The organism is Vibrio sp. KUL80 (genome assembly GCF_059725495.1).
Map to the genome: position 1 here is coordinate 445,048 of NZ_AP045841.1, position 20,257 is coordinate 465,304.

At 47.8% G+C, this 20,257-nt stretch carries 21 protein-coding genes and 1 other RNA gene; 13 read left to right on the forward strand and 9 right to left on the reverse strand.

Going from position 1 to position 20,257, the window contains the following annotated elements; translation table 11 throughout:
* Nucleotides 1–106 precede the first annotated feature (106 nt).
* The 5 genes from serA to zapA all read right to left on the reverse strand — a co-directional run bounded on the left by serA (nt 107) and on the right by zapA (nt 3,509).
* Entirely contained in the window at nt 107–1,336 is a 1,230-nt protein-coding gene (serA, locus tag AC6I8U_RS02060; RefSeq protein ID WP_042473278.1) for a phosphoglycerate dehydrogenase, read from the reverse strand.
* A gap of 292 nt (nt 1,337–1,628) precedes the next feature.
* Nucleotides 1,629–2,285 carry a ribose-5-phosphate isomerase RpiA gene (gene rpiA / locus AC6I8U_RS02065; RefSeq protein WP_234495126.1) on the reverse strand — a complete coding sequence of 219 codons (657 nt, stop codon included), beginning with the start codon at nt 2,283–2,285 and terminating at the stop codon, nt 1,629–1,631.
* A gap of 136 nt (nt 2,286–2,421) precedes the next feature.
* Entirely contained in the window at nt 2,422–3,009 is a 588-nt protein-coding gene (locus AC6I8U_RS02070) for a 5-formyltetrahydrofolate cyclo-ligase (RefSeq protein ID WP_498017615.1), read from the reverse strand.
* A gap of 3 nt (nt 3,010–3,012) precedes the next feature.
* Nucleotides 3,013–3,196: non-coding RNA, 6S RNA (gene ssrS / locus AC6I8U_RS02075), on the reverse strand.
* Between the two features lies 1 nt (nt 3,197).
* Nucleotides 3,198–3,509 carry a cell division protein ZapA gene (gene zapA, locus AC6I8U_RS02080; RefSeq protein ID WP_042473283.1) on the reverse strand — a complete coding sequence of 104 codons (312 nt, stop codon included), beginning with the start codon at nt 3,507–3,509 and terminating at the stop codon, nt 3,198–3,200.
* Between the two features lie 275 nt (nt 3,510–3,784).
* Here zapA and AC6I8U_RS02085 point away from each other — a divergent pair, with 275 nt between their 5' ends.
* From AC6I8U_RS02085 to AC6I8U_RS02095, 3 genes are all read left to right on the forward strand, one after another.
* The gene (locus AC6I8U_RS02085; RefSeq protein WP_252012599.1) at nt 3,785–4,366 is read left to right on the forward strand and encodes a YecA/YgfB family protein; all 582 of its coding nucleotides are present in this window, start codon (nt 3,785–3,787) and stop codon (nt 4,364–4,366) included.
* 73 nt (nt 4,367–4,439) lie between these two features.
* Nucleotides 4,440–5,591 carry a 2-octaprenyl-6-methoxyphenyl hydroxylase gene (gene ubiH / locus AC6I8U_RS02090; protein WP_498018301.1) on the forward strand — a complete coding sequence of 384 codons (1,152 nt, stop codon included), beginning with the start codon at nt 4,440–4,442 and terminating at the stop codon, nt 5,589–5,591.
* A gap of 7 nt (nt 5,592–5,598) precedes the next feature.
* Nucleotides 5,599–6,819 (forward strand): FAD-dependent 2-octaprenylphenol hydroxylase, encoded by a 1,221-nt coding sequence (locus tag AC6I8U_RS02095; protein ID WP_498017616.1) that lies wholly within the window; start codon nt 5,599–5,601, stop codon nt 6,817–6,819.
* Nucleotides 6,820–7,005: 186 nt separating this feature from the next.
* Here the strand turns inward: AC6I8U_RS02095 and AC6I8U_RS02100 are convergent, their stop codons facing one another.
* The 3 genes from AC6I8U_RS02100 to ygfZ form a co-directional block, all read right to left on the reverse strand.
* The gene (locus tag AC6I8U_RS02100) at nt 7,006–7,212 is read right to left on the reverse strand and encodes a DUF1107 domain-containing protein (protein ID WP_042473288.1); all 207 of its coding nucleotides are present in this window, start codon (nt 7,210–7,212) and stop codon (nt 7,006–7,008) included.
* Nucleotides 7,213–7,885: 673 nt separating this feature from the next.
* Nucleotides 7,886–8,350, reverse strand: coding sequence for an aminoacyl-tRNA deacylase (locus tag AC6I8U_RS02105; protein WP_498017617.1), 465 nt, complete (start codon nt 8,348–8,350; stop codon nt 7,886–7,888).
* Nucleotides 8,351–8,353: 3 nt separating this feature from the next.
* Nucleotides 8,354–9,325 (reverse strand): tRNA-modifying protein YgfZ, encoded by a 972-nt coding sequence (gene ygfZ / locus AC6I8U_RS02110; RefSeq protein WP_498018302.1) that lies wholly within the window; start codon nt 9,323–9,325, stop codon nt 8,354–8,356.
* A gap of 227 nt (nt 9,326–9,552) precedes the next feature.
* Here ygfZ and AC6I8U_RS02115 point away from each other — a divergent pair, with 227 nt between their 5' ends.
* Entirely contained in the window at nt 9,553–9,813 is a 261-nt protein-coding gene (locus AC6I8U_RS02115) for an FAD assembly factor SdhE (RefSeq protein ID WP_042473291.1), read from the forward strand.
* 446 nt (nt 9,814–10,259) lie between these two features.
* On the opposite strand, the gene nadB is transcribed toward AC6I8U_RS02115, so the two are convergent.
* Nucleotides 10,260–11,867 (reverse strand): L-aspartate oxidase, encoded by a 1,608-nt coding sequence (gene nadB, locus AC6I8U_RS02120; protein WP_042473293.1) that lies wholly within the window; start codon nt 11,865–11,867, stop codon nt 10,260–10,262.
* 372 nt (nt 11,868–12,239) lie between these two features.
* Between nadB and rpoE the strand changes: the two genes are divergently transcribed.
* From rpoE to recO, 9 genes are all read left to right on the forward strand, one after another.
* Nucleotides 12,240–12,818: an RNA polymerase sigma factor RpoE gene (gene rpoE / locus AC6I8U_RS02125; RefSeq protein ID WP_103882021.1), complete on the forward strand. Its 579-nt coding sequence runs from the start codon at nt 12,240–12,242 to the stop codon at nt 12,816–12,818.
* Between the two features lie 14 nt (nt 12,819–12,832).
* Entirely contained in the window at nt 12,833–13,459 is a 627-nt protein-coding gene (locus AC6I8U_RS02130; protein ID WP_498017618.1) for an RseA family anti-sigma factor, read from the forward strand.
* Nucleotides 13,456–14,436, forward strand: coding sequence for a sigma-E factor regulatory protein RseB (gene rseB / locus AC6I8U_RS02135; protein ID WP_234495132.1), 981 nt, complete (start codon nt 13,456–13,458; stop codon nt 14,434–14,436). Before AC6I8U_RS02130 ends, rseB begins: the two co-directional genes overlap by 4 nt.
* Nucleotides 14,433–14,903 carry a SoxR reducing system RseC family protein gene (locus AC6I8U_RS02140; RefSeq protein ID WP_498017619.1) on the forward strand — a complete coding sequence of 157 codons (471 nt, stop codon included), beginning with the start codon at nt 14,433–14,435 and terminating at the stop codon, nt 14,901–14,903. The genes rseB and AC6I8U_RS02140 overlap by 4 nt, the downstream gene beginning before the upstream one ends.
* Before the next feature lie 112 nt (nt 14,904–15,015).
* Nucleotides 15,016–16,809 carry a translation elongation factor 4 gene (gene lepA, locus AC6I8U_RS02145; protein WP_042473300.1) on the forward strand — a complete coding sequence of 598 codons (1,794 nt, stop codon included), beginning with the start codon at nt 15,016–15,018 and terminating at the stop codon, nt 16,807–16,809.
* 102 nt (nt 16,810–16,911) lie between these two features.
* Complete coding sequence (lepB, locus tag AC6I8U_RS02150; protein WP_498017620.1) at nt 16,912–17,808, forward strand: signal peptidase I; 897 nt, start codon at nt 16,912–16,914, stop codon at nt 17,806–17,808.
* A 10-nt stretch (nt 17,809–17,818) separates the two neighbouring features.
* Nucleotides 17,819–18,496 (forward strand): ribonuclease III, encoded by a 678-nt coding sequence (gene rnc, locus AC6I8U_RS02155; protein ID WP_042473301.1) that lies wholly within the window; start codon nt 17,819–17,821, stop codon nt 18,494–18,496.
* Entirely contained in the window at nt 18,489–19,493 is a 1,005-nt protein-coding gene (gene era, locus AC6I8U_RS02160; RefSeq protein WP_498017621.1) for a GTPase Era, read from the forward strand. Before rnc ends, era begins: the two co-directional genes overlap by 8 nt.
* Before the next feature lie 57 nt (nt 19,494–19,550).
* Nucleotides 19,551–20,249: a DNA repair protein RecO gene (recO, locus tag AC6I8U_RS02165; protein WP_498017622.1), complete on the forward strand. Its 699-nt coding sequence runs from the start codon at nt 19,551–19,553 to the stop codon at nt 20,247–20,249.
* Nucleotides 20,250–20,257: the final 8 nt, after the last annotated feature.

Below are 20,257 nucleotides of genomic sequence, written 5' to 3' on the forward strand. Positions count from 1 at the left end.
CTTAGGCTAGCTCCTGTCGTCGCATCGCCTTTTAGCAAAGCGGCGCGTAGCGAGCATTGGCTCCTCCCCTTAAAAGCGGGAGGCTGGGAGGGGGAAAGCTCTTATCTTAGTGAAGAATACGCGCTCTCAACGTCCCTTCAATCTGCTTCAACTTAGCCAACGCTTCTTCCGAACGCGCCGTCTCAACATCAATCACTACGTAACCGATATCTGCAGAAGTCTGCAGGTACTGACCCGCGATGTTGATCCCTTCATCCGCAAAGATGGTGTTGATTTGCGTTAGGATACCCGGGCGGTTTTGGTGAATGTGTAGTAGACGAGAACAGTCAGTGTGCTCTGGCAGTGATACCTCTGGGAAGTTCACGCTTGATAGCGTTGAGCCGTTATCTGAGTATTTCGCTAGCTTACCAGCAACCTCAACACCAATGTTCTCTTGTGCTTCTTGTGTAGAACCACCAACGTGCGGTGTAAGGATCACGTTGTCGAACTTCATCAGTGGAGACTCAAACGGGTCTGCATTGGTTTTCGGCTCTTCTGGGAACACGTCAATTGCTGCGCCAGCAAGGTGACCGCCTTCTAGAGCGTCACAAAGGGCAGGGATATCAACCACAGTACCGCGCGCAGCGTTGATAAAGATTGAGCCAGGCTTCATGCGTTCGAACTCTGCCGCGCCCATCATGTTCTTGGTACCTGCGGTTTCTGGAACGTGAAGTGAGATCACGTCACACTTATTCAGTAACTCAGTCATGGTGTGCACTTGAGTCGCATTACCAAGAGACAGTTTGTTCTCGATGTCGTAGAAGTAGACACGCATACCCAAGTTTTCAGCAATGATACCCAATTGAGTACCAATGTGACCGTAACCGATAATACCAAGGCGCTTACCACGGGCTTCATAAGAGTTGTCTGCACTCTTCTTCCAGATACCACGGTGTGCAAGTGCATTCTTTTCTGGAATACCACGAAGTAGCAATAGAATCTGACCTAGTACTAATTCAGCTACACTTCGCGTGTTAGAGAACGGTGCGTTGAAGACAGGCACACCGCGCTTGGCAGCGGCTTCAAGGTTAACTTGGTTGGTACCAATACAGAAACAGCCAATCGCCACCAGTTTCTCTGCCGCGTTGATCACCTTGTCGGTTAGGTTAGTACGGGAGCGAATACCGATAAAATGCACGTCTTTCACCGCTTCCATTAGCTCTTCTTCTGGCAGAGAGCCTTTGTGGTAAGTGATATTGGTGTAACCGGCAGCTTGTAGAACCTCTACAGAAGATGGATGCAAACCTTCCAGCAGAAGAATCTTAATCTTGTCTTTTTCCAGTGAAACTTTGGCCATTGAACTCATCCTTAACATGGGAAATTTGGGCTAAATTGGCGCACATTTGACAGTGAGAATATCAGGGAGGGAGCTTCCAACTGCTTGAGGCAAACGTTTTCCTTGTGCGTCTTGTGACCAATAAAGTAACAAAAAAGTTTAACGATGGGTAAGAAAATTACGGAATAAGGCATAATTTTCTTATAGGAAAACGAAAAAACGGCACCAAGGGTGCCGTTTGTAGTCAAATGACGTAATCACGTTCAATATATCGGCCAGCTATAAGTCTGGCGACAACGTGAATGTGGGGTCATTAATCTTCGATTTTTGCGCCTTCTGGCGTACCTGTGATGATCACGTCGGCACCACGGTGTGCGAACAGACCCACAGTAACAACACCCGCTAGTGCGTTAATGCTGTCTTCCATCGCTTTTGGATCAGTGATTTGCATACCGTGTACATCTAGGATGACGTTGCCGTTATCCGTTACAACGCCTTCACGATATACAGGGTCACCACCAAGTTTTACTAGTTCACGAGCCACGTAAGAGCGCGCCATTGGGATGACTTCAACTGGAAGAGGGAACTTACCCAATACGTCTACAGCCTTAGTACCGTCAACAATACACACGAACTTGTCTGAGATAGCGGCAACAATCTTCTCACGAGTTAGCGCCGCACCGCCGCCTTTGATCATGTCGCGAGTTGCGTTGATTTCATCAGCGCCATCGACATACACATCGAGCGCAGCCACATCGTTACAATCGAAAACTTCGATGCCAAGCGCTTCTAGCTTCTCAGTAGAAGCGATAGAGCTTGAAACAGCACCTTTGATGTCTTCTTTAATTGTGCCTAGTGCATCAATAAAGTGGTTAACAGTAGAGCCAGTGCCGACACCGACAATGCTGCCTTTTTCAACATACTTTAGTGCCGCCCAACCAGCAGCTTTCTTCATCTCGTCTTGAGTCATGGTGAAATCCCAGTTTTTAGAATTAAGGTGAAAATGCGGGCGAATTATATATCAAAATCATTAAAAAATGAGCGTAAAGTTGGCGAAATGAAGAAAATCGCCAAAAAACAGCAATCGTTTGCTCGGTGGAGGGGATTTACCAGCGCCAGATCTTGCTCGGTGTCATGATGGTACTAAGAGGAATGTCCCAGGACTCGGTTGGAAGCGCGCTTACCTGCTGACAGTCGTGCGCAAGTCCAATCGCGATAGGACCAGTTGACTTTGACTCCCAGGGTGCCAACGTTCGATCATAGTAACCCCCACCCATACCTAAGCGTTGACCCTGCTCGTCAAAGGCGACGAGTGGCGTAAAAATGATATCGAGGTCAGCGACAGGACAAATCATTTGCTTATCAAGGCGCGGCTCGAGGATTCTATATTGGTTGTAGACCAGAGGCGTTGTCGGTGCGTAACGCAGAAACAACAATTGGCCCTTGGAAAAAGGGTGAATCACGGGAAGGTAGGTGTCGATGCCTTGCTGCCAGCACCATTCAATCATTGGCTGGGCATCTAGCTCACCATCGGTGGCAAGATACAGGGCTATCTTTTTCGCTCGGCTAAGTTCTGGTAACTGCTTAGCACGTTCGACTAACTCATCAGAGTATCGGATTTGTTGATCTGAACTGATGGCTTGGCGGCGACCTCGAATCAAGGTTCGAATTTGCTGCCTAGTCGATAATGACATTAGGAATACCCCAGAGTGCCGTTGAGGATTGTGGCCCTTGAACCAGCTGGTTCAAGGCGGATCAGCAATGGTAACCGTAGGCTTCTCGGTACGGGCCGAGCTTGCTCAATAGCTATCAAGTACTAACCCTTTGGTATTGCTTATCGGCTCAGGGACTTAAATCCACTGACGCACACCCCAGGGTAAAATTAGGCTTGCTGTCCTTGCTTTACTTTGCTGATGGCATCATCAAGTGATGCCGCGAGCTGCTCCATGCGCTCGTTCATTTCAGTCACTTCTTGAAGTGACTCATTACTGCGGTTGTTAAGCTCATACGACATGTTAAGCGCCGCGATGGTAAGCAGTTTCAACTCGTTGGTTACTTTAGTCCTTTCGGACATTTCTTGCAATCGGTTATCCAAGTCTTTCGCTGCTTGAACAAGGGTATCTTTCTGATCTGCAGGACAATTTACCCGAGTCAGTTTACCCAATATTTCAACTTCGACAGCTTGATTTTCCATAATGACAAGAACTCTTTTAAGTATCACCAATAGCGGTAATGTTGAGGGAGAAACTATAGGTAAAGCCACATTAAGATTCAAGCTTTTCCGGTGACTCAGTGTCAAATGCGTGGCTAATCACACACGAAATCGACAATTCGCACAAAAGCTATTCAGAAACGAGCGCGACACCATTTCCGCCAAGTGTGTGAAGTGGTAGCATGGCACATCAAATTTGAATCAAGGTAGTCTGTTCTTTTTACCGCTGACTACCCTACAGGACAACGAGTATCGTTATGAGTGAATCAACACTACCCGATTACATTGCGGTGGCGACAGAGCTACAGCAGGCAGGACTTGCCGTTTCCCCAGCAGAACTACACGGCCTATTGGTCGGTATGTTGAGTGGTGGTTTAGGGCTAAAGGATGACAGCTGGCAACCGTTATTGTTTGATTACACCAATGATGGACTCGGTTGGCCGCAATCATTATTGACTCGCTCAAGAGAGCTTCTTGATCTTTCTATCAAAGAGCTTACGGCTGAGCAGAGCTTTGAGCTCGCACTGTTTATCCCTGGTGAAGGTGTGGAAGCCGATCTGTTCGAACAAGCAGATGGGCTCAGCGAGTGGGTCAATCACTTCATCTCTGGCTTGGGGCTTATTAATGCTCAGCTTGCTAAGGCATCGGCGGACACCAAAGAAGCGCTCGCTGACCTAGAAGAGATCGCAAGATTAGGCATCGATGAAGATGATGATATGGAAGAGCAGGCACAGTTGCTTGAGCAGGTTATTGAGCATGTTAAAGCGTGCGTTCTGACCATCCATGCTGAGTTTGGCGTAAAACCAAGTAAAGAATCAGAGACACCTACCATCCACTAAGGTCGGAGAGGGTTTGGCTACAAGGAGAATATCCGTGCCCAAAGAGTATGATGTTGTTATTGCTGGTGGAGCTATGGCAGGCGCAACGCTTGCCATGGCGCTAGATTCCAGCACTAATCATGCGTTAAAGATTGCGGTCGTCGAGCCATATGCGCAAGGTAATGCCGCTCACCCGGGCTTTGATGCTCGCTCTATTGCTCTGTCTTATGGCAGTGTCGAACTTCTGAAACGTTACGACCTTTGGCGTCTCATCGAGGATCACGCTACGCCGATCACACATATTCATGTTTCAGACCGAGGTCATGCTGGAATGACTGACTTCCATGCTGATAAAGAAGGTCTGGATGCGATGGGTTATGTTGTTGAATTAGCTGAAGTTGGTCAGCGTTTTAGCGATGAGCTAGCCACTCGCTCCCACATCGATTTGTTCTGTCCAAGCGCAGTAACACACCTTGTTCAGCAACAAGGCGAAGTAGTTCTTGACCTCACCTCTGACGAAGGTGACCAGCAGCTTCAAGCTAAGCTGGTGGTTGCCGCCGACGGTGCAGATTCTGCAATTTGCCAAGCGGTTGGACTAGGACAAGAGATTCGAGATTTCAATCAAGTTGCCGTTATTGCGAATGTGCTGACTAGCGAGGCACCAAACGGTCGAGCGTTTGAACGATTTACCGAACATGGTCCATTGGCCTTGCTCCCAATGTCACAATCGCGCAGCTCACTCGTTTGGTGTTTGCCTCCAGAAGAGGCAGCGGATGTACAATCACTCTCAGAGTCGGCGTTTCTTGAGAAACTGCAACAGGCATTTGGGTGGCGTTTGGGGAGGTTTACTCGCGTAGGCTCTGTGGTTAGCTATCCACTTTTGCTCAAACACCGTCCGCAAATCGTGAGTCATCGAGTAGCTGCGGTAGGCAATGCGGCACAAACTCTTCACCCGATAGCAGGGCAAGGCTTCAACCTGGGAATTCGCGATATTGCGACTCTGGTCGATTCGTTACTGGAAAACCTTAAAGATGTCGGCGATTACGCTAATCTAACAAGGTTCCAGGCACAACGTCAGTCGGATAGAGAGCTGACGATAACCATGACATCAGGTTTGGTGCATGTATTTTCCAACGATTTGCTCACGCTTCGCGTAGCTCGAAATCTTGGATTGGCAATGATGGACAATTTCCCACGTCTGAAGACGCCAGTGTTCAACCGAGCGTTGGGCGTGGTGAAAAGGTAAGGCAAAGATGCAAAGTTTTGACATCGCCATTGTAGGTGGCGGAATGGTGGGGCTGGCGCTAGCGCGTGCCCTAAAAAATACCGGAATTCGAATTGCAATTGTGGAAGGCTCTCAACCTTCCAAAGATTTGAGTGGAGACCCAGATATTCGCGTCTCCGCACTTAGCCGCGCGAGCGAAACCATATTAAAAAATCTGGATGCATGGGAAGCGATCCAAAGTCACCGCTGCGCACCCTACCAGGCGATGGAAGTGTGGGAGCAAGATAGCTTTGCACGTATTGAATTCTCTGCCAGCCAAATGTCTCAACCGAACCTCGGTCATATTGTTGAGAATCGTGTGATTCAGTTAGCGCTGCTAGAACAGGTGGAACAGCAAAGTAACGTGACGCTATTTATGCCGCACCGCTGTCAATCGATGGCGATTGGTGAGAGCGAGGTTTGGACCACACTGGATAACGGTCAGTCCTTTACGAGCAAACTCATCGTTGGTGCAGATGGCGCCAACTCTTGGGTTCGAAAGCAGCAAGATATTCCTCTGACGCATTGGGATTATGGTCATAGCGCTTTGGTTGCGAATATTTCGGTAGAGGATCATCACCAGCGTGTCGCTCGACAGGTGTTTACCTCTCAAGGCCCACTGGCTTTCTTACCTATGGTGGATGATAACCTGTGTTCCATCGTGTGGTCGACAGAGCCAACGCGAGCAGAAAAACTCGCAAAGATGTCAGATGCTGAGTTCAATAAAGCGTTGACTGCTGAGTTTGATAGCCGTTTAGGTTTATGCCAAGTTCAGTCTGAGCGACGCGTTTTCCCGCTGACCATGCGTTATGCTCGAGATTTTGCAACTGAGCGCGTTGCTTTGGTGGGTGATGCGGCGCATACGATCCATCCATTAGCAGGGCAGGGGGTTAACCTTGGGCTGCTTGATGCGGCGAGCCTAGCACAGGAACTGCTTAAACTATGGAGCTCAGGACAAGACTTGGGTCGCAAACGTCATTTAAGAGAATACGAACGCTGGCGTAAAGCCGAGGCGGCGAAAATGATTGCCGCTATGCAAGGCTTTAAGGACCTGTTTGAAGGCGATAACCCAGCCAAGAAGTTATTCCGTGGTATCGGTATGAGCCTAGTAGGGCAATTACCGGGGGCAAAACAGGAAATTATGAGTCGTGCATTGGGGATGCGAGGTCGCTTACCTGAGCTTGCAAAAGCGGTTGTGAATCAAGATTAATCGTAGTCTCTGATCCAAAAGCAAAAGGACAGCATGAATGCTGTCCTTTCTTAATTCGGTTGTGTTTTTCTAATGCGCTGATTCCAATGAGCCTATGCTTGCGAGCCTATGTTTAGGAGCTCGGGTCTAACGCGATGCTGCCTTGATGTTGATGAGAGCGCAGCGAGATTATGACTAAACTTTCAGCTATGCGTAGGCGCACCTCAGTTTCATCACTTCTTGATTTACTTCTTTTACGGCTTGAAAGTGGCGTTTCTCTGCACGCTCTGGGATGATCAGTTTGCCGTTATCGAACTCAAAGCCACCGAGTCCATAGATGTAGATCTTTCCTTTAAACAATCGACTTATATGTTTAGCAATCATACCTGGCGTATAGCGCTTAAACAGTCTCATTTAGCCTTCCTTATCGTGTTACCTAGCATTGTCTTAGCTCGAGAATTATAGATAAAACCCTAGCTAAATTGTGTGATTGAGAGGGCTTAATTCGTCCTCTATCTGGGTCACTTTTTGGTTTTGTGGTGCGTTTTGCAATTCTTCCGCTTGCCAGCCTATTCCGCGTGATACCTAGCACAAAAGCGCGTTGTGGGGGCTTCCATTTATTTCGGTATCCTGTTTCAGATAGGCTAGTCACTAGCAAACGAGAATCAACATTATTCTCCAGTCGTTAGTGAGGGAGAAATGCGCACGTTTGCTATTGCTTACGGATTAATAGACCGGAGAAATCAGAAAAAGTTGTCACCAGACATAAACTTTTACAGATTGAGCGAGGGCGATAAAGTCGATACTAGCAGGTAAAAAAAAGCCCGCACAGCGGGCCAAATGTCACAGATGCATTACACAAAAGTGGAGTTACTGCACTAGGCAGAGATTCACTCTAGTGTGATATTCAGTTCGTCGTGACGATGAACTGAACACAAAACCACCATATCGTAATTTTTACTCTGTGACTATTTATGCTGAATAAATGTATAACTTTTCATTAAGGTAAGTGATAAAACTCGACGGTTCTCACAGTTCCTTGCGCAGAGTAAACAAAATATTACATAAGATCCCGTTTAATTGGGCGCTAACGAATGATGTCACCCCATATTGGAGAGCAGTTCTGAACCAGATCGCTAAGAGCGAGCTCAATGCCCGCAATGCGCTCACCACTGCTAATTGTCACTGTGGGTGTAGTTTGGAGAGAATGATCAAAGAGAACTGGCATTGGGGTCTTGATAAGTAGGGGAGTGACTGTCCCTATTTGATATCCGGTTAGCGACTCAATTTCTTTGCTATCGACACACGTCATACGTCGGGACTGGAGCTGTGCTCGTACTTTCTTTGGGTCAATTTGGCGATCACCCGGGCAACACGCGAGGGCATATTGATTGCCCATGTCTCTGAGTACCATGGTTTTCACCATCATATTGGGCTTGATACCACGTAATAACGCCGCATCTTCAATGGATACGGCCTCTCTAGATTGCATAAGGACACGAAACGCAATGCCGTTTCGTGTCAGATACTCAGTAATCGGGGTGTTGATCATCTCTTATTCTTCATCCAGCGGATAAGGAGGAAGTGTGAGCGATAGACGACTTTCTGGCTGAGACGATAGACGGAACTCAACATCTTGCTCAAGGTTGTTGTTGACGATAATAGAGGCAAGCAGGGTGTTGTCATCGTATTGGAATGTGGCTAGGACATCGCCCGCTTTACGCCAGTTTTCGCCAACCGAACGTTCAATAACGATTTCGTCACCGTCTGCGACCGGCGTTGGTAATGTGCCTTTTACCGTTGCCAGCATGCGCTTGTTGATCCCACGGTATTTTGCTCTTGCTACGGTTTCTTGACCTGTATAACAACCCTTGCTGAAACTTATACCATCCAGTGCTTGCAGGTTAAACGCCTGAGGAATGTGTTGGCTTTGCATAGCATCCGTTAGTGTAGGCAGGCCCTGCTCGATATCGAACTTGGTCCATAGTGATTCTTGAACCCAGGTAAGCGAATCCTGGCTTTGTAGCGCTGAGACAAGCTCAGTATCAGCCAGAACAAACCATCTATCATCGGATACTTTTACCGCAGTACTGTCGTTGTGTTGTCTTACGTCGCCGCCCGCTGGGAAGTGCTGCTCGACCCAAGCGGTAGCCTGCTCGCCCAGCACGCCAAAGCAGGCTTTATCACTTTGGGTAAATTCCACCTTAGAAAATACCGCATACTTTTTCAGTTCTGCGAGTTCTTGAACCATTGCGCTCTGAGGTTGAAACATTGCGTAGCCTTGCTCGGTATGAAATAGGCGGAAAATACTCCACACTTTGCCTTTGGCATCACAATGCGCGCCCAATGTTGACTGCTGAGGCTCAAGCGAGACCACATCACACGTTACTTGACCTTGAAGATAAGACTTGGCATCGTCTCCCGATAACTCAATGGCGCCCCATGACGTTAGCGGCGTAAACATTAATGAAGGTAGCGTTGTCTCTGGCGTTAAAGATAGTGCTTGAATGCTTGGTTGCCATTCCATAGATTGTGATCTCATTGTTAAACATAGTGGCTATGTTAATCCTCACCGTGGCATTTGTCAGCTTAAACTGCGCAGGATAAATGGGGTGAGGACGAGAGAAGCAAATAAGATTGAGTGTGTTGCACGAAATCTTGTGAGCAAAGTTGAGTTTGTGTGATACAGAGTGTGGTGGGGCATGCACTTGCTTGTTACACTCGGCTCATATTGAGTAGTAGATGGAGATTAGAATGTACTCTAGTGAAGAAAAAGCGCGCATCAAGTGGGCGTGTCGTAGAGGTATGTTGGAGCTCGACGTGGTAATTATGCCTTTCTTTGAGGAGTGCTTTGATACTCTCAACGATCAAGAGCAACGAGACTTCGTATCCCTGCTAGAATGCGATGATCCTGACCTGTTTACCTGGGTCATGGGGCATGGACGTAGCGAGAATCTTGGCCATGCGTCAATGGTCGACAAAATCGTGGCACATAACCTAAGCAAAGTGCGTTAATTCTGTTGTCTGGGGGGCAGGCATCGACTCATCACCTTGACCTGCTCCTTCATTTTTCTGCTTTCCCCTTCTATATTGATATCAGTATCAGGCTATTCCTCTGTAGCCTAATCGTCTTCTCGCCTATTCCTTTGGTCATTGTGCCAGTTGTTTTTATTTTTGTTATGACCTCTTCAATGCTCAGGCCCTGTGTTGTTGGACGGCTGCTGTTTAAAGACGAGGTTTGGTATCTAAACAGTGAGGCGCTGAGAAACGTACAGTTTAGTCTCGCGTTATCGCCCTGTGTGATTGCGATAAAAGATAATCGACATGGTTGGCGTCTTATCTGGCGCTCATCAGCTTGTGAAACCAGTTATCGTCACTTAATCGTGAGCATAAAAAAGCAGCCGATGTAGCGGCTGCTTTTAAAGATAGCTGAGTCGAATCAAGGATTCGTTGGGCGCTCGTTACTCATTAGGTGTCAGAATAGTTGGCCCGCTGTTCTCTAGCATATCTGGGTAATCTAGCGTGTAGTGAAGACCACGACTTTCTTTACGCTGCATCGCACAACGAACCATCAGCTCTGCAACTTGAAGAAGGTTACGAAGCTCGAGTAGGTTGTTGGATACCTTAAAGTTGCTGTAATACTCGTGCGTCTCTTGCTGAAGCATTTGAATACGACGCAGCGCTCTTTCTAAGCGTTTGTCGGTGCGAACAATCCCCATGTAATCCCACATAAATAGACGCAACTCGTGCCAGTTATGCTGAATGATAACCTCTTCATCAGAGCAGCTGACTTGGCTTTCATCCCAGTCTGGAATAGCATCAACCACGCTCGCATCGTCAAATTTGGTCAGGATATCTTTCGCCGCTGCCCAGGCATACACCACACACTCGAGCAGTGAGTTAGATGCCATACGGTTGGCGCCGTGAAGGCCAGTGTAGCTCACCTCACCAATGGCGTATAACTGGTCGAGATCGGTTTGACCGGTTTTATCCACCATGACGCCACCACAGGTATAGTGAGCGGCAGGAACGATAGGGATCGGCTCCTTGGTCATGTCGATACCCAGATCTTGCAAGCGCATGTGAATGGTCGGGAAGTGTTTAATAATGAACTCTTCTGACTTGTGGCTGATGTCTAGGTACATGCAATCTGCGCCAAGGCGCTTCATTTCGAAGTCAATAGCGCGAGCGACTACATCACGCGGCGCAAGCTCTTCACGCTCATCAAAATCAGGCATGAAACGAGTGCCATCTGGGCGTTTTAGGTAAGCCCCTTCACCACGCAGTGCTTCTGTAAGCAAGAAGTTACGCGCGTCTGGGTGGAAAAGGCACGTTGGATGGAATTGATTGAACTCTAGGTTCGCAACGCGGCAGCCTGAGCGCCATGCCATCGCGATACCATCACCCGATGATACATCAGGGTTTGAGGTGTATTGGTAGACCTTAGAGGCACCGCCTGTCGCGAGGACCACGAACTTAGCGCGCACGGTTTCAACGTGTTCTTGGTTTCGGTTCCAGATATAAGCCCCGACAACCTTGTCTTTGCGCCCGCCTACTTTATCTTCGGTAATAAGATCGAGTGCATTATAGCGTTCGAAGATCTCAATGTTTGGATGGCTTAATACATTGTCTTGAAGTGTTGTTTGCATCGCCATGCCTGTGGCGTCAGCCGCGTGCAGAATTCGGCGATGGCTATGACCACCCTCACGAGTTAAGTGGTAACGAGGGGCTTCGTCTTTGGCTGTTTCAACTTGGTCAAATGGAACGCCACCGTCGATGAGCCATTGCACACACTCTTTCGCGTTCTCAGCGATAAACTGCACGGTATCTTGTTCGCACAGCCCTGCACCAGCAATATTGGTGTCATTGACATGAGACTCTATGCTGTCGGCTTCATCAAAAACAGCTGCAATACCACCTTGGGCGTAGTAAGTTGCCCCTTCACTTAGCGGGCCTTTACTTAAAACAATAACCTTCGCGCGCTCAGCAACTCGAAGCGCAAGAGAAAGACCAGCGGCGCCACTTCCTATGACTAAAACATCACAAAGATGTTCTCGGTTTGTGTTCATAATTCTATTAAAATCCTGACCTATAGTAGAGCTAGCAAACTCTACTCAGCTAAAAGTGCACGATAGGAAGCTGCCTAATGCAGCTGGCGAAGGGCACTTGCTATGAGGATTACCACCTTGAGTAACACATTGAAAAACTCGTTGTGTTGCGGCGTTAAGTAATCCATTCTAGAGAATTGACCCCATTGTAGTTGACGCCAAATCACATTGTGAATGATAAATAACAAAAAAATGCAGAAATTTTGGAACTTTCCAAATTGCATAGAGTCACAATAGTGCTCATGTTAGCGGTGGTGTCAAGACTACATTATGCATAATTAATACTCATATCTGAGAAGGTAAGAGTAATAACGAATAGGAGTGAACGCTCGCATGAACGAGCAGCCGACCGATCAGGTGTTGATTGAGCGCGTTCAAAGTGGAGATAAACAAGCATTTAACCTATTGGTTTTGCGCTATCAAAACAAGGTTTGCAATCTCATATCAAGATACGTGAGCAATTCGGGCGATGTAGCGGACATAGCCCAAGAAGCATTTATTAAAGCGTATCGAGCGATCCCGACGTTTAGAGGCGAGAGTGCCTTCTATACTTGGTTGTATCGCATAGCAGTGAACACCGCAAAAAACCACATAGTGGCACAGAGTCGAAGACCGCCTGCCAGCGATGTGGATGCAGAAGATGCCGAATTTTTTGAAACCGGTAACGCTTTGAAAGAAATTTCGAACCCTGAGAACTTAACGTTGTCGAACGAATTGAAGCGAACAGTTTTCGCTGCAATTGAAGCGTTACCAGAAGACTTAAAGACTGCGATGACCTTACGTGAGCTTGATGGTTTGAGCTACGAAGAAATCGCAGAAGTAATGGATTGCCCAGTAGGAACGGTGCGTTCGCGCATCTTCCGTGCTCGTGAAGCGGTAGAGAAGAAGATTAAGCCTCTTCTTCAACGCTAAAACTAGTTACAACTATGGTGAATATAATGGCTGACAAACAGAAGCTTTCAGCATTCATGGATGGAGACCTGATCGATGACGCGTTAATTGAAGCGTTAGAGAACGATCAGGAGAGCAAAGAAGCCTGGCAAAACTATCATCTGATCGGTGATGTGATGCGAGGTGATGAGCCCCAGAGTCTGGATTGGAACATCGCTGAAAGTGTGGCGCTAGCTCTTGAAGGTGAGCCTGCGCATCAAAGCGTGAACACCGAAACGGTTACTCCGATTGAATCACAACCAACGCCTTCACAGGCGAAGCGTCAGTTGCCAGCGTGGCTCACGCAGTTTGGTCAAGTGGGTATTGCGGCGTGCGTATCCATGGCTGTAATTTTGGGTGTTCAACAGTTCTCTGGCCAAGATGCAACGCAGCCAGAGATTGAGCAACTTCCTGTTTTACAAACGATTCCATTTGCCGGTAGTGCAGAGCCAGTGAGCTTGACTCGTGACTCAGTCGCTAAGACGAGTTCAAACGAAAGCGCTAACGTGCAAGAGCAGCGTCGTCGCATTAATGCGTTGCTGCAAGACTATGAGTTGCAATTACGCTTAAACAGCGAAGACCACGCCTCGCTGAATACGGATACAGAATCGGTAATTGAATGAAAAAACTTCTGACCAGTTCGTTATTGCTGTTCAGTTTGTTTGCTAACTCGGCCTTTGCAGAAGAGGAATCTTCTGTAGAGGCTTTGTTGCATCAGATGAATGAAGCCAGTCAGCAATTGAACTACGAGCTGTCTTATATCCTTATCAAAAAGAGCAGTATCGAACCTCTGCTCTATCGTCATGCGACTCATGAAGAGCAGCAGCTCGCCCACTTAGTTTATTTGAGCGGCCCTGTCCGAGAAGTTATCCGACGCGGCAACGAAGTCAGCTACATCGAACCTGGTGTCGATCCATTTACGATTGAGTCGGGTAAGATGGTGGCTCCATTGATGCCACTATTAAACAGTGACATCAAGAAGCTGAGTCAATACTACGACTACGTCAGAGTTGGGCGTGCTCGAGAGGCTGGCGCTGCAGCGCAGGTGTTCCGAGTGGTGCCAAAAGATGGCCTGCGTTATTCCTACGTATTGTGGGTGGACGAAAAGAGCAAATTACCACTGCGCGCCGATCTATTGGATCGTGATGGCGAGATCTTAGAGCAGTATCGCGTGATCTCTTACAGCATCAACGATCACATTGCGACTATGCTGAGCTCACTGGATGAGGTTCAGCTTCCGGCTGTGTTGTCTCTTCCAAAAGGCAACATCGAGAATACGTTCTGGCAGGTGGGTTGGGTGCCAAGTGGTTTCAATCCGAAAGACTTGAATCGCTACCGAATGATAGCCTCTGAAGATGTGGTGGAAAGCCAAATGTACACCGATGGGTTATTTAGTTTCTCGGTCTATGTGTCTGAGCGTGACAGTAACTCTATGAAAGGGCAACTGATTCGCCAAGGGCGCCGCACCGTACACAGCATAGTGACCGGCGATAAACAGATCTCTGTTGTTGGCGACATTCCTCCAGCCACTGCGCAGCGTATCGCACAATCTGTTAAACTGAATAAAGTACAGCAAGCAGATGAAGGCGTAACCCCATGATGACCGCTCTTGCAACGGTGACCTCGGTGACAAGCCGTGGTCATCGTTACCAAGTCGAATTGAGCTGCGATCAGCAAACCAGTTGCAGCTCTTGCCAATCAAAAAACAGTTGTGGAACCGGCATTGTCACCAAAGCGGTCGGTAACAAACAGCTGAACTGGCACCTACTGACCTCCAAAACCGTCAACCCAGGCGATGTTGTCGAAATCGCGTTTCCAGAGAAAAGTCTGCTGCAATCGGCAGCATTGATCTATTTATTGCCGCTACTGTTTCTGTTTTTGGGAGCGATGGCTGGCCAGTTGTGGTTGGCGCCCTTGCTTGGCGACAGTGAGCTGGTGGTGATTGGTTTTTCAGCAATTTCTGCCTACCTTGGCTTCAGACTTGCGAAAAAATGGGTATCACCGATGGAAGCGGCATCGCATCAACAGGTTGAATTGGTGCGGGTGCTCGGGCAGTCCATTGCCTAAATAAGGTGCGAACCGCAACGAAATTGGGTAGAATCTGCCAACTTAATTGAAATGCGTGTTTTTTCCGCTATTTCATTCCCTAATTGTTTAAGAGTTTAGCTACACCAAATCTATGAAGCACATTCGTAACTTTTCTATTATCGCCCACATTGACCACGGTAAATCGACGCTGTCGGACCGTTTGATCCAAGTTTGCGGCGGCTTAAGCGACCGTGAAATGGCGGCACAGGTTCTTGATTCTATGGATCTAGAGCGCGAGCGCGGTATCACTATTAAAGCTCAGAGTGTTACTCTGGATTACACGGCGAAAGATGGGGAAACCTATCAGCTAAACTTTATCGATACTCCAGGACACGTTGACTTCTCATACGAAGTATCACGTTCATTGGCGGCTTGTGAAGGTGCGCTACTGGTGGTTGATGCGGGTCAGGGCGTTGAAGCTCAGACACTCGCTAACTGCTACACCGCAATTGAAATGGAACTTGAAGTGGTTCCAGTTCTCAACAAGATCGACCTTCCAGCAGCAGAGCCAGAGCGCGTAGCTGAGGAGATCGAAGAGATCGTCGGTATCGACGCGATGGAAGCGGTTCGCTGTTCAGCGAAGACCGGTCTAGGTGTAGACGACGTTCTTGAAGAGATCGTAAAAGCGATTCCTGCGCCAGAAGGCAACCCAGACGATCCACTGCAAGCACTTATCATTGACTCTTGGTTCGATAACTACCTTGGTGTTGTTTCTCTAGTACGTATCAAAAACGGCGTGCTGAAGAAGAATGACAAGATCAAAGTAATGAGTACCGGCCAGGTTTGGGGGGTTGACCGTATCGGTATCTTCACACCTAAACAAGTTGATACGACTGAGTTAAATACTGGTGAAGTAGGCTGGGTTGTATGTGGTATTAAAGACATCCTTGGCGCGCCAGTGGGTGATACACTGACTACAGCTAAGAATGGCTGTGAAGTGGCACTACCAGGCTTCCAAAAAGTTAAACCACAGGTATACGCAGGTCTATTCCCAGTATCGTCTGATGATTACGAAAACTTCCGTGATGCACTAGGCAAACTGAGCCTAAACGATGCGTCACTGTTCTATGAGCCAGAGAGCTCAGCTGCACTTGGTTTTGGTTTCCGTTGTGGCTTCTTGGGTATGCTTCACATGGAGATCATCCAAGAGCGTCTAGAGCGTGAATACGACCTAGATCTGATCACGACAGCGCCGACGGTAGTCTACGAAGTCGAGAAAACGGACGGTTCACTGCACTATGTTGATAGCCCAGCGAAACTGCCGGCAACCAACGATATTGAAGAGATCCGTGAGCCAATCGCGCGTTGTAATATCCTAGTACCATCAGATTACTTAGGTAACGTGATTACGCTTTGTGTTGAGAAGCGCGGTACTCAGGTAGATATGGTTTACCACGGTAACCAAGTGGCTGTGACTTACGATATCCCGATGGCAGAAGTGGTACTCGACTTCTTCGACCGTCTGAAGTCGACCTCTCGTGGTTACGCATCACTGGATTACAACTTCCAACGCTTTGAAGCGTCGAACATGGTTCGTGTAGACGTACTGCTGAACGGCGATACAGTAGACGCACTGGCAATCATCACACACAAAGACCAATCTCAGAGCCGTGGTCGTCAGTTGGTTGAGAAGATGAAAGAGTTCATCCCTCGCCAGATGTTCGATATCGCGATTCAGGCTGCGATCGGTAACCACATCATTGCGCGTTCGACTGTGAAACAGTTACGTAAAAACGTAATCGCGAAATGTTACGGTGGTGACGTGAGCCGTAAGAAGAAACTGTTGAAGAAACAGAAAGAAGGTAAGAAGCGTATGAAGCAGATCGGTAATGTTGAACTGCCTCAAGAAGCGTTCCTTGCGATTCTACACGTAGGCAAAGACTAATTCTTTTGCTTAACGTGGCGACATAATACAGCAGAAGTGAAAGTGCTCAGTGAGTGCTTTCACTTTCGTTATTTTTAAAGATACGAAAATTAAGGGAATTGAATGGCTAATACCTTCTCATTGATCCTCGTCATCGTGACGTTAGTGACTGGTGTCGTTTGGGTTTTGGATAAGCTCGTATTAAAAAAGCAGCGTCAGCAGAAGCTGGCCGATATCCAAGCACAAGCAAATCAAATTGATGAAGAGACGGCAAACAAAGCGGTCGCGCCATCTTGGTTTGTTGAGAATAGTGTTTCAATCTTCCCTGTGATTGCCTTTGTTTTGGTGTTGCGTTCGTTCATTTACGAGCCGTTCCAAATCCCATCAGGTTCAATGATGCCAACGCTATTGGTTGGTGATTTCATCTTGGTTGAGAAGTATGCGTACGGATTAAAAGATCCAGTATGGCGCACTCAGCTAGTTGAAACTGGCAAACCAGAGCGAGGCGATGTTGTCGTATTTAAGTACCCACCGCAGCCAAATATTGACTACATTAAGCGTGTCGTTGGTCTGCCGGGTGATACGGTTCGTTACAGCGCTCGTAAGGATATCTGTATTCAGCGTCCAGGCGAGTCAAACTGTAAGCCGGTTAAGCTGTCTAATGTCCAAGACAGTCCCTTTATCCAAAATGGTATCCCGCTTATCCAGATGGATGAAAAGCTGGGTGAAGTGGGTCACCAGGTATTGGTGAATCCACTGCGTCGTGACCGTGTTGATCAATATCAGCCACGCAATGGCGTGAACGAATGGGTTGTGCCAGAAGGTCAGTACTTTGTGATGGGTGATAACCGTGACAACAGTGCCGACAGTCGTTACTGGGGCTTTGTGCCAGAAGGCAACCTAGTGGGTAAAGCGGTTGGCATTTGGATTAGCTTCGAATTTGAACGTGGTGCAGACAGCATTCTGCCTACATGGATCCCAACCGGTGTCAGATTTAATCGCATCGGTGGAATAGACTGAACGAGAGAGCATGAATTCTCCTATTAAACTTTTAGAAAAAAAGCTCGGCTATCAGTTCAATGATAGCGAGCTGCTGATGCTGGCGCTGACTCACCGCAGCGCCCACGGCAACCATAACGAACGACTAGAATTTCTGGGCGATTCAATTTTAAGTTTTGTCATTGCTGACGATCTTTACCATCGTTTTCCTAAGGTAAACGAAGGGGACATGAGTCGAATGCGTGCCACCTTGGTTAGAGGTAATACTCTGGCTGAGCTAGGGCGTGAATTCGTCTTGGGAGATTACTTAAAATTAGGTCCAGGCGAGCTGAAGAGTGGCGGATTCCGTCGTGACTCAATCTTGGCTGATGCGGTTGAAGCGATTATTGGCGCGATTTATCTTGATAGCGATGTCGAGACGGTTCGCGGCATCGTGCTGAGCTGGTATCAATCGCGTCTTGACGCGATCAAGCCGGGTGTGTCACAGAAAGATCCAAAAACTCGCCTGCAAGAGTTTCTACAAGGTCGAAGAAAACCACTCCCTGTCTACACAGTGACTAATATTAAAGGGGAAGCGCATAACCAAGAGTTTACCGTTTCCTGTGAAGTGGCAGGTGTGGATAAGCCTGTTATCGGCAAAGGCACCAGCCGCCGCAAGGCAGAACAAGCGGCTGCGGAACTGGCTCTAGAGAAACTGACCAATGTCTGATAAACCAAATTCTGATCAAGAGTTCGATCTCGATGCGTATTTCGCTTCAACGAGCGACTCGACAAGCGCAACAACCCAAGAAAGCACTGGTGAGCAGCACTGTGGCTTTGTGGCTATCGTAGGTCGCCCTAACGTCGGTAAATCGACGCTGCTTAATCGCATTTTAGGACAGAAGATCTCGATCACCTCACGCAAGCCTCAAACAACGCGCCACCGTATCATGGGTGTGGACACTGAAGGTGACTATCAAGCGATCTATGTTGACACTCCGGGTCTACATATCGAAGAGAAGCGTGCGATCAACCGCCTAATGAACCGCGCGGCAAACAGTTCTCTAAGTGATGTGAACTTGGTACTATTCCTTGTGGATGGCACACAGTGGACTGACGATGATGAGATGGTGCTGACTAAGCTGCGTAAGTCGAACTTCCCAGTTATCTTGTGTATCAACAAGGTAGACAATGTGAAAGATCGCAATGACGTGATGCTGCACATGCAAGAGATGACCAAGAAGATGGAATTTGTTGATGTAGTGCCAATTTCGGCCAAGCACGGCAAGAACATCGACGTGATTCGACAGCATGTTCGTGAGCACCTGCCTGAAGCGATTCACCACTTCCCAGAAGAGTATGTGACTGACCGCTCTCAGCGTTTTATGGCATCTGAAATCCTGCGTGAAAAGCTAATGCGATTCACCGGTGACGAGCTACCTTACTCGGTAACGGTTGAGATTGAACGCTTCGATTACAACCCAGATACCGATGGCTTCCACATCAATGCGCTGATCCTTGTAGAGCGCAGTGGCCAGAAGAAGATGGTGATTGGTAAAGGTGGTGAGAAGATCAAAACCATCGGCCGTGAAGCTCGTCTTGATATGGAAGAGCTGTTCGACCGTAAAGTGTACCTAGAGACCTGGGTGAAAGTGAAATCAGGTTGGGCTGATGATGAGCGTGCACTGCGCTCCCTTGGCTACATCGACGATATCGAAAACAAATAATACCCTAGATCAGAGTAGCACTCGCTGCTCTGATCCCCTTTAGACAGAATATGACCTATGGATGGATTGCAACGTTGCTTTGTTTTGCATCGAAGACCTTACAGTGAATCGAGCTTAATACTCGATATATTCAGTGAGGAATATGGTCGTGTTACGCTGCTATCCAAAGGCGCTCGAAGTAAGCGCTCTAATCTCAAAGGCGCTCTACAGCCTTTTACCCCATTATTGTTGAAGTGGTCCGGCAATGGCTCAATGAAAACATTGAGACAAGCGGAGGCCATCAGTCTTGGTCTGCCGTTAACCGGTGTGAACCTCTATTCTGCTATGTACGTGAATGAGCTGATTGCTCGCGTATTGGCAAGTGAGATACCGTTTCCTGAATTGTTTCACGACTATCTTCAAGCTTTAACAGAGCTCGCCCACAATACCAATCCTGAACCTGCTTTGCGGCGTTTTGAACTCGCTCTACTTTCTGCAATGGGATACGGTGTAGACTTCTTGCACTGTGCTGGTACCGGCGAACCTATAGACCCGACAATGACTTATCGTTATCGCGAGCAGAAGGGATTCATCGCGAGTGTGCGGAGAGACAATCTGACCTTTTTAGGTGAAGAGCTCATCGCCATCAGTGAGCGACGTTTCCTAAGTAAAACACAGTTACAAGCGGCAAAACGCTTTACACGCATAGCATTAAAGCCGTATCTTGGCGGAAAACCATTAAAAAGCAGGGAGCTGTTTCGAATGAAGCAGTCCTGATCATGGAG